At 63.2% G+C, this 7,617-nt stretch carries 5 protein-coding genes; 3 read left to right on the top strand and 2 right to left on the bottom strand.

Annotation, left to right across the window (positions count from 1 at the left end; all coding sequences use genetic code 11):
* Window positions 1-1,653: cobaltochelatase subunit CobN (locus tag NW863_RS10950; protein WP_414366339.1), on the top strand; the 1,653-nt coding region annotated here is incomplete at its 5' end.
* Between the two features lie 63 nt (window positions 1,654-1,716).
* Here NW863_RS10950 and NW863_RS10945 read toward each other — a convergent pair.
* Together NW863_RS10945 and NW863_RS10940 are read right to left on the bottom strand one after the other, a co-directional pair.
* The gene (locus tag NW863_RS10945; RefSeq protein WP_414366337.1) at window positions 1,717-2,559 is read right to left on the bottom strand and encodes a prepilin peptidase; all 843 of its coding nucleotides are present in this window, start codon (window positions 2,557-2,559) and stop codon (window positions 1,717-1,719) included.
* Between the two features lie 76 nt (window positions 2,560-2,635).
* On the bottom strand, window positions 2,636-2,836 hold the full coding sequence (locus tag NW863_RS10940; RefSeq protein WP_414330572.1) for a hypothetical protein: 201 nt from the start codon (window positions 2,834-2,836) through the stop codon (window positions 2,636-2,638).
* Between the two features lie 301 nt (window positions 2,837-3,137).
* Here NW863_RS10940 and NW863_RS10935 point away from each other — a divergent pair, with 301 nt between their 5' ends.
* Window positions 3,138-5,393, top strand: a complete 2,256-nt coding sequence (locus NW863_RS10935) for a ComEC/Rec2 family competence protein (protein ID WP_414366335.1) — start codon at window positions 3,138-3,140, stop codon at window positions 5,391-5,393.
* Window positions 5,394-5,500: 107 nt separating this feature from the next.
* Window positions 5,501-7,617 (top strand): DUF559 domain-containing protein (locus NW863_RS10930; RefSeq protein ID WP_414366334.1); only part of this gene is annotated, 2,117 nt, incomplete at its 3' end.

Below are 7,617 nucleotides of genomic sequence, written 5' to 3'. Positions count from 1 at the left end.
GCCACGCTGGTCAGCATCGCCAGCATTGACCGCCCAGAAGAAGGGATCCTTGGCCTGCCTCGCATTATTGCCCAGAGCCTAGGCCGGGATATCGACGAGATCTACCGCAACCGGGATCGGGGGCACCTGGCGGATACGGAGCTGCTGGATCGCATCAACAAGGCCTGCCACAAGGCAGTGGCGGCCCTGGTGCAGGAGCAAACCGACGCCCAGGGGCGGGTCTCCAGGGTGGCCAAGCTCAACTTCTTCAACATGGGACGGCAGGCGCCCTGGCTGGTGGCCCTGAAGGAGGCGGGCTATCCCCAGGTGGATGCAGAGCTCCTCAAGCCTCTGTTTGAGTTTTTGGAAGAGTGCCTTAAGCAAATTACGGCTGACTACGAGCTGGGATCGCTGCTGCGGGCCTTGGAAGGGGAGTACATCCTGCCGGGGCCCGGCGGGGATCCCATCCGCAACCCCAATGTGTTGCCGACGGGGCGCAACATCCATGCTCTAGATCCCCAGTCCATCCCCACCGCAGCGGCCATTAAGTCAGCGGAGATCGTGGTGGAGCGGCTGCTAGCCCGCGAGTTGAGCGCCAACGGCGGCAGGTACCCGGAAACCATCTCGGTGATGCTCTGGGGCACGGACAACATCAAGACTTATGGGGAATCGCTGGCCCAGGTGCTCTGCCTTCTGGGAGTGCGTCCCAAGCCGGATGCTCTGGGGCGGGTGAACAAAGTGGAGCTCATCCCCTTGGAGGAGCTGGGGCGGCCCCGCATCGACGTGGTGGTGAACTGCTCCGGCGTGTTCCGGGATCTCTTTGTCAACCAAATGGCTCTCCTCGACCGGGCGGTGAAGCTGGCGGCCCTGGCCGATGAGCCGCTGGAGCTGAACTTTGTGCGCAAGCACGCCCTCCAGCAGGCCAAGGAGTTGGGGCTGACGCTGGAGCAGGCGGCAACGCGGGTCTTTTCCAACGCCTCCGGCTCCTACTCGGCCAACATTAGCCTGGCGGTAGAAAACAGCTCCTGGGAAGACGAGAGCGAGCTGCGGGAGATGTATCTATCCCGCAAGTCCTTTGCCTTTGGCTCCAATCTGCCCAACCAGCAGATGCGGCAGCTTTTTGAGGCCAGCCTAAAGACGGTGGACGTTACCTTCCAGAATCTGGATTCGTCGGAGATCAGCCTGACGGATGTCAGCCACTACTTCGACGCGGATCCCACTAAGCTGGTGCAGAGCCTGCGCCCGGACGGCAAGGCCCCCTCGGCCTACATGGCGGATACCACCACGCCCAACGCCCAGATCCGCACCCTGAGTGAGACGATCCGCCTTGATGCTCGCACCAAGCTGCTCAACCCCAAGTGGTACGAGGGCATGCTCAAGCACGGCTACGAAGGGGTGCGGGAGATCGCCAAGCGGCTGGTGAACACCTCCGGCTGGTCGGCCACGGCGGGCGCAGTGGACAACTGGATCTACGAGGAAACCAACGAGACCTTCATCAAGGACGAGGCGATGCGGCAGCGGCTGATGAACCTCAACCCCCACTCCTTCCGGCGTATCGTCGGCACCCTGCTGGAGGTGCACGGGCGTGGCTACTGGCAGACTTCTCAGGCCAATATCGAGCGCCTGCAGGAGCTGTACCAAGAAGTGGAAGACCGGATCGAGGGGGTGGAATAGGGGCCAAAGGGGATCCCTGCCGATCGTTGGCGCCGTTGCCACTGGAAGAGGGGTGAGGGAGTTCTACCCCAGCAACCCCGACCAGTGCAGGTAGGCTTCCATCAGGGGGGATCCCGCCAGAGCGGCCACGGCACCGCCCAGAGCCAAGTAGGGGCCGAAGGGGATGGGTTTGCCCAGGCAGGCCTTTCCTTTGGCCATGGCCAGCAGGCTGCCCAGCAAACCCAACCCAGAGCCCAAGATGAGGGCCACCACCACCCCTTGCCAGCCCAGCCACATGCCGATTAGAGCCAGCAGCTTGCCATCTCCTCCGCCCATGGCCTCCCGCTGCAAAACCCAGCGGGCAACAAAGCCAATGCCCTCCAGCAACCAAATGCCCAACACGGCCCCCGCGATCCCGGCCACCAGCGACAGGCCCATGGCCGCCAGGGATCCCGACCCTTCCAGCCAGGGCAGCGCCAAGCGGGCCACCAGCCCCGCCACCAAGCCGGAGCGGGTGAGCTCCTCCGGCAGCAAAAACGTATCCAGATCAACCAGCGCCAGGGCCAGCAGCCAGCCCAACAAGACACAGGTGAGGATCCCGCGGGGGGAAAATCCCAAGATGGCGATGCTGAGGCCGAACAGCCCCAGGGTCAAGGCCTCAACGGCAGGGTAGCGCCAGCTAATCCGCGCACCGCAGTGGCGGCAGCGGCCCCGCAGCAGGAACCAGCCCAGAATGGGGATGTTCTCCGTGGGGCCCAGGGGCGTCTTGCAGTAGGGACAATGGGATCCAGGATAGAGCAGAGAGAGGCCCCGCGGCAGGCGATAGACTACCACGTTGAGAAAGCTGCCCACACAGGCTCCCAGCACCAACACCAGCACCCAGCCCAACAGGCGCAGCTCCCAGGTGCTGGCAAGGAAGTTCACCATCGCAGCCGTCCAGAGGGAGAACAAGAGGCTTGCTCTGCTATCGTAGGCGCTTAGGCTCGGCTTGGGCAGAAGGATCTCATCGGAGCGGTTCCAACTGCTGCAAGGGGATGAAGGTTTCTTGAGGCAGCAGAATGGGAAACTCAGAAAAGATCAGATCCCCTCTCAGGGTACGGCGATGGATGACCACGCCCCGCGGCGGCTGCTCCAGCACCTCCGGTCGATGCTGCAGATGGAATTGATAGATCTGACGAGCTGCTTGCAGCAAAGCGCTGTCCATGTGCGGTTTCCCCACCTTGCGAAGCCCACTATCACCCTAACGACCCTGCCAAGATTCTCTGGGACTGAAAAGGGAGGATGCCCGCTCCTGTACTTGGTAGCGAACTGATACGCCTCACCTCTTGGCAGCTTAAACCCTAGAATATCGCCGTCAACAGCCAGTGGGTCATTACGTCTCAGTTTAACCTTGCAAGAGGGAGTTTGCGGGCTCTTGCTGGGTCGGCAAGCGGTCAAGGTTAAGACAAGGCCATGGATCCTGCCTGAGGGCGACAGTACAGTGGGGGCAAACGCGCTGCGAGGAGATGGAGAGAACCTATCTGCTGGGGCTGGGCTGGATCCTGGGCCTGTTGCTGCGGGCCTGGCCGGCGGTGAGCGGCTGGGGCTGGGGGATCCCGCTGGCGTTGGGATTGGCGGGCTCCCTGGTGTGGCGGCGGCAACTGCGTTTGGCCCGCACCTGGCTGGCGATGGGGCTGGTGGGGTGTTTAGCCTGGGCCTACCTGGGCTGGCGGCAGCCGGTTCCCGGCCCGACGGATATCAGCCTGCTGGCCCCACAGCCGCAGATGAGCCTGGTGGGCACCGTTCTTTCAGAACCTCGTTCCAGCCGCAGCGAGCGGCGGCAGTTTTGGCTTGAGGCGGAGCAGGTGTTGGAGGCCGACTCCACCGCTCGCCAGGTGAGCGGCAAGCTCTACGTCACTGCCAGCCCTGAAGCTCTCCCAAGCCAGGATCTCCATCCCAACCAGCGGGTGCGCCTGACGGGATCCCTCTACCTCCCCAGTCCAGCCCTGAACCCAGGCAGCTTTGATTTTCAGGTCTATCTGCAGCGCCAGGGAGCTTTTGCGGGGTTCAGCGCCCGCGAGGTCATCCCGCAGCCAGGAGGAAGAGGCTGGGGAGGTTGGGTGTTGCGGTGGCGGGTACGGGAGGCGTTCATTGCTGGGCTGGGGGAGCGGCAGGGGAACCTCTTGGCTTCCTTGGTACTGGGATCCCGCGCTGCGCAATTGGATTTTGATTTGCAGGATGCCTTTCGGGAAGTTGGCCTGGCCCACGTCCTAGCGGCCTCTGGGTTTCACGTGTCCCTGGTGGTGGGGGTGGTGTTTGTCCTAACGCGGCGGCTGCCGGTGCGCCTGCAGCAAGGGATCCTCCTGGCGGTCTTGGGGCTTTACCTCACCTTGACGGGGTTTACGCCTTCGGTGCTGCGGGCGGCGGTGATGGGGGTGGCGGCCATGCTGGTACTGACGGAGCCCAGACTGGAAGGAAAAGTTAGGCTTGACCCCCTGGGGACGCTGCTGGTGGCGGCAGTTTTGCTCTTGATCTACCAGCCCCTGTGGATTACGGACTTGGGGTTTCAGCTTAGCTTTGCTGCCACCTTGGGGCTGCTGGTGGGGACGGCGCCGATCGTGTCCCGGCTGGACTTTTTGCCGCCGGCGGTGGCTACCGCTCTGGCCGTTCCGCTGGCCGCCCAGATCTGGACCCTGCCGCTACAGGTGGTTATCTTTGGCCGCATCCCCACCTACTCGCTGCTGGCCAACCCGCTGCTATTGCTTCTAGTAGTGCCGCTGCTGGTGGCAGGGTTTGGGGCGGCCCTGGCGGCCTTGATCTGGCCGGGGCTGGGATCCCTGCTGGCCCGGCCCTTGACGTTTTTGCTCACGCCTTTGATTAACTGGGTGAGCTGGATGGCCAGCTGGCCCCTAAGCTCCTACTACACCGGCAGGGTCTCGTTGCTGCAGTGCCTGCTCCTCTACGGGGCGCTGGTGGCCCTGACCTTTTGGCCCCGCTGGCGGCGGGCTTTCCGCTGGCAGGGTACTGCTCTGGTTATGGCTGCCATCCTGCTGGGGCCGAGGCTGTGGCCGGGGCCGCCAGTTCAGATCACGGCTTTGGCCAGTGGCCGTATCCCCATCCTGGCCATCCAAGCCGAAGGACGCCATCTCTTACTGAACAGTGGCGATCCCCGCTTGGCCGAGCGCACGGTGCTGCCCTTTTTGCGGCAGCAGGGCCTGCGCCGTCTGGAGGGGGCGGTGGCCATGACCTCTGCCGGCTCGGCCAATGGGGGCTGGGAGATCCTGCTTTCGGCTTTCTCCATCGGGCAGTTCTGGGATGGGGGCGGCGTCAATGCCGCCTCGGACAGCTACCTGCGCTCCCTCAGCGCCGTGCAAGCAGCCGGGATCCCCTATCAAGTCTTGCGGCCTGCGGATTGGATCCCTTTTTCGGAGCGGCTGAAGCTGCAGGCTGTCCACACCAACCCCCTGGTGTTGACCCTGGAGGCGGAGGGATCCCGTTGGCTGCTCTTGGGATCCGCCAGCACCAACGTCCAGGCTGAGCTAACCGGATCCCCCCTGCTGCCGGCCCAGATCGACTGGCTGTGGTGGGATGGGGGATCCATAATCTTGGACTTGCTGGAGCGCTTTCAGGTGCAGGCAGGCATCAGCTCCGGCCCTGTTGGCGAGGCAGTAGCTACTTGGTTTCGGCAAAAGCAGCGGCCCCTCTACATTGCCGAGCGTGTTGGAGCAGTGAGCTGGTCGCGGCGGGGCGTGCAAACCCTGAGGGCGCAACTGGACGGATAGGTGGCTTGGGAGAGAAAAGCTGACGCGACAGCTCGGTGTTGGATCAAAAGTTAGTCTCAAGCTAGCCTTCCCAATAGGCCCACGACGAAACCCATAGGCAGGACTGGATGGCAGGAAAGAAAACCGATACCAAACGCGCGATCGAGTCCTACGAGCACCGCGACAAAGAGCGCGTCAACAACCCGCCCGTGGGGCTGGTAACGCCCGAGAACGACCCCGACGCAGGCCAAAAGAAAAAGCGCTACGCCTACGACCCCCACCTTGACCCGCAACTCGTCTGGGCGGGCAAGGCCGAGCATACCTCGTTCGAGGTGCCGACGGTCTCCCTGCACGTCCACGAGCGCATCGATCCGCGCACGATCATCGAAGCGGTACGGAAGAAGAACGGCCAAGCCGAACCCGTGCAACTGGGGCTATTCGAAGAAGAACGTAAGGAACCGTTGCGCCAGGCCATCGAGTTCTACCAGCACAAGCACGGGTGGACCAACCGCCTGATTGCCGGCGATAGCCTGCTCGTGATGAACTCACTGCTGGAGAAGGAGGGCCTGGCCGGCAAGGTGCAGATGATCTACATCGACCCGCCCTACGGCATCAAGTACGGCTCCAACTTCCAGCCCTTCGTCAACAAGCGCGACGTCAAGGACGGCAAGGACGAGGATTTAACCAGCGAGCCGGAGCAAATTCGGGCCTTCCGCGACACCTGGGAGCTGGGCATCCACTCGTATCTGACCTACCTGCGCGACCGGCTGCTGCTGGCAAGAGAGTTGTTAGTGGATAGTGGCTCGTGTTTTGTGCAGATCAACGACGAGAACCTGCACCTGGTGCGCTGCCTGCTCGATGAGGTGTTCGGGCGGGAGAATTTTGTAAGCGTTATCAGCTTCGTGAAAACCAGCGGCAAGGGTGGCGCACTGCTGGATGTGGTCAACGATTTTCTTCTCTGGTATGCCAGGGACAAGGCCCAGCTGAAGTACCGTCAGCTCTTTCTGGAGAAGGAACTGGGAGAAGAGGGCACCAAAGGGTACCAGCACGTGCAGCTTCCGGATGGCACCCGCCGTCGCCTCACCAGCTCAGAGCTCGAATCACCCACCCTGCTCCCAGAGGGCGTCCGGGTGTTCCAGGCGGGCGATATGACGTCGCAGGAGGCAGGTGCCACCACATTTTCGTATCCCTTTGAGGGACGAACTTTCCACTGTGGTCAGAATAGTCACTGGAAGACTGGCCATGACGGCCTGGAGCGGCTGCGGCAGGCGGAGCGCCTGTTTGCTGTAGGGAATACGCTCAGATATGTCCGCTTTCTGGATGAGATTCCCGCTCTGCCGCTGACCAATATCTGGACGGATACCGGCATTGCCGGCTACGGCGACCCGAAGGTGTACGCCGTCCAGACCAATACGAAAGTCGTTGAGCGCTGCATCCTGATGACCACCGACCCGGGCGACCTGGTGTTCGACCCGACGTGTGTGCGGAAGGGGACGCGGGTGTGGTGTGTGGAGGATGGGGGAGGCGGCCCGCACGCGGGGGGATGCTCCCTCCCCGTTTACGGGGAGGGCCGGGGAGGGGCTGGCCGGGGAGGAGCTACCCTGCGCCCCATCGAATCCATCCAACCCGGCGACTGGGTTCTGGGGCATGACGGGCAACCGCATCGCGTCGTGCGCGTGATCCGCCGGCCATACCGCGGCAAGGTGATCGGCATCCGCCACGAAAAAACCGACGCGACGCTTTGGCTCTCTGCCGACCACAAGGTGCTCGCCAAACGCCGCCCGCGCTCACTGGGAGGGCACAACGACTGGTCGGGCATTCCCCAGGGGTTGCGATGGCGAAGCAAGACACTGCGGCGTGAAATGACCCCGCCGGAGCGTAATCTGTGGGCGGTGCTGCGCAACGACCAAACCGGTTTTACCTTCCGACGCCAGCATCCCATCGGTCGGTACATAGCGGACTTTTACAGCCGCGACGCCCAACTTGTCGTCGAGGTGGACGGCGCGCTGGCCCACAGCAGCGAAGAGGCGCTGGCTCACGATCAGGCCCGCGATGCCTATCTCCGCGGGCTGGGCCTGGAGGTGCTGCGCGTCCCGGCCAGGGAGGTGCTGTCCAATCTGGAGGGCGTTTACGAAACCATTCGACACGCCTGCCACCTTCAGCTCAGCGTCGAAAAGGCCGAGTGGGTGGAAGCGCAGGACCTGGCTGTGGGTGATTGGGTCTTCTTTGGTCCGCAGCGGGTCGC

Origin of the sequence: Synechococcus sp. B60.1 (genome assembly GCF_047462555.1) — a bacterium.
Classification (GTDB): domain Bacteria; phylum Cyanobacteriota; class Cyanobacteriia; order Thermostichales; family Thermostichaceae; genus Thermostichus.
The sequence above is the reverse complement of the archived record's forward strand: the minus strand, read 5'-3'. Positions and strand labels throughout refer to the sequence as shown.

Excerpts from the sequence above, each read along its gene's own strand:
- NW863_RS10945 (WP_414366337.1), bottom strand. The coding sequence starts at position 2,559 with ATGGTGAACTTCCTTGCCAGCACCTGGGAGCTGCGCCTGTTGGGCTGG.
- NW863_RS10940 (WP_414330572.1), bottom strand. The coding sequence starts at position 2,836 with ATGGACAGCGCTTTGCTGCAAGCAGCTCGTCAGATCTATCAATTCCAT.
- NW863_RS10935 (WP_414366335.1), top strand. The coding sequence starts at position 3,138 with ATGGAGAGAACCTATCTGCTGGGGCTGGGCTGGATCCTGGGCCTGTTG.